This window comes from Lentilactobacillus dabitei (genome assembly GCF_019061365.1).
Classification (GTDB): domain Bacteria; phylum Bacillota; class Bacilli; order Lactobacillales; family Lactobacillaceae; genus Lentilactobacillus; species Lentilactobacillus dabitei.
The window spans coordinates 1-2,087 of record NZ_JAHPPD010000157.1 but is presented as its reverse complement, the minus strand read 5'-3'; the positions used below and the strand labels follow the sequence as shown (position 1 = coordinate 2,087).

The 2,087-nt window shown below is 42.8% G+C and carries 2 protein-coding genes; both read left to right on the top strand.

The annotated features are described in order from the left end of the window. Positions 1-145 precede the first annotated feature (145 nt). The gene (locus KTE19_RS13390) at positions 146-835 is read left to right on the top strand and encodes a GntR family transcriptional regulator (RefSeq protein WP_217342500.1); all 690 of its coding nucleotides are present in this window, start codon (positions 146-148) and stop codon (positions 833-835) included. Between the two features lie 145 nt (positions 836-980). Beyond that, on the top strand, positions 981-1,907 hold the full coding sequence (locus KTE19_RS13385) for a D-alanyl-D-alanine carboxypeptidase family protein (RefSeq protein WP_217165464.1): 927 nt from the start codon (positions 981-983) through the stop codon (positions 1,905-1,907). Positions 1,908-2,087 lie beyond the last annotated feature (180 nt).

Below are 2,087 nucleotides of genomic sequence, written 5' to 3'. Positions count from 1 at the left end.
TGTATCTAAGCAAATTGTGGTCGTGACACCGTGAGGTGTTATTCTCACAAGCTCCTGAATTTATTCAGGAGTGGTTGACTCACTCAAGCTTTGCCTTCTGTGTTACCATAAGTTCAAATACTTGGCATGGAAGACGGGGGATAACTTGGAGAGTTTACAGGATAAAACTTATCATACCATTTATAACCATATTATGACCTTAAAGCTTCATCCAGGCCAACAGGTATCTGACAAACAGTTCGAGGAGCAATTGGGGGTTAGTCGAACGCCTGTCAGGGAGGCCATGTTGCGGTTGAAGCGTGATCAGTTATTGTATTCAATGCCTCAAAGTGGTACTTACGTTACAAAGATTAATTTAAAAAACGCCTTGGATGCAAGATTTGTCCGCCAAACACTGGAGAAAACGATTGTCAGATCAGTCGCCAGCACTGCCACTAAATTTCAAATTGACGAACTTGCAAATATCGTCACTCAGCAAAATAGTGCCGCTCTTGATGAGGACATCAACTTGTCGTTCAATCTAGATAATAAATTCCACCGCAAGATGTACGAATTTGCAGATAAATTGGCCATTTGGGATTGGCAGTTGACCTTTAGTACCGACCTCAACCGCTATCGGCTACTCCGAGTATATGATCATAAACTGCCACTCACTGTATTAACCAGCGAACACCAGGCAATTATTAACTCCCTGGTTGAGCATGACCCGGATAACGCAGAAAAGTTAATCTACGATCACCTTGAACTGATGCTCAATGAACAGCAGTCGGTGATTTCTGAATTTCCCGATTATTTCAAAAATATTAATATTATGTACCAGCAACACGCGATCTAATTTCGGATCGCTTTTTTGTCGCGCTTTTGAGTTCCTTGCTAAATTGATTCGAACTCCCCTCCTTTACAGTTTAGTTAAAACGTAGAATGCAGCATGCTCACCATGTTACAATTTTCAACAGTAAGTTAAAGAGGAGCGTGTCAGAATGAAAATGAATCAATGGCTGAAAACAGCCTTCGTCACATGCGCCGCAGTGTTTACGTTTGGAATCGGCCTGAGTACCCAAGCGACCACTGCTAACGCAAAGGGACCAACCGTTACATATGCCAAGTCCGCAACGGCTTTGAATGTTAACACAAATAAAGTTGTTTGGTCCAAGGCAGGTAATACTGCCAGACCAATTGCTTCGTTAACCAAATTAATGACCCTCTACCTCGTTCGCGAAAAGATTGAAAACGGCGGTGGAACTTGGAGTTCAAAGGTTAATACCAGCAATTCCGGGCTGAAAAAGCTTGGCAAATCCAGCGTCTTTGGTGGCTTCAAGTTTACCAAGAATTCCTATACTGTTCGGCAGTTATACTTGGCCGGCTTGATTGAATCATCAAACAACGCGGCCATTGCGTTAGGCCAATGGGTGGCAGGCGGTTCAACCCCCAAATACAACAAGAAGTTCATTTCAATGATGAATGCCCAGGCAAAAGAGTGGAAATTAAAGCACACCCACTTTGTTTCATCTTCAGGGATGGAACAGAATAGCCTTTCACCATATGGCTATAACATCGGCGGCGCTAACGCCAATATGGTATCGTCAAATGATCTCGCCAAAATCGCCAAGAATTACGTCACTGATTTCAACGACGTGTTAACCGACGCATCTGTTAAATCAATGACTGTTAGTGGTCAAAAGCTGTACAACTACAATAATTTATTGCCCGGTCGCAAGTATTACCAAGCATCTCTCAAGGTTGACGGTTTAAAAACCGGTTACACCATTCCTGCGGGTTATTGCTTTGTCGGCACTGGCCGCAAATCAGGTCACGACCGAATCATCACGGTTGTCCTGCACGATGAAAACGAGTTTACCGAAACCCGTTCGTTGATGAATTACGTCTATAATCATCATTTAGCTTAGTCTGTAGTAGATTTGCAGCAATTCACCACAAACATCAAGAATTCCAAAAAGTAGCCCCATCAAAGTCAATGACGATCGACTTTGATGGGGCTACTTTTTGGGGTCAAAGTCAAATCGTATTGATGGCGACTTATGAGCATCACCGAAAGGTGATGCTTTTTTGTTATTAGGCATGAATTA

What these genes read in the sequence shown, in the direction of transcription:
- KTE19_RS13385 (WP_217165464.1), top strand. Translation starts at nt 981, where the DNA reads ATGAAAATGAATCAATGGCTGAAAACAGCCTTCGTCACATGCGCCGCA.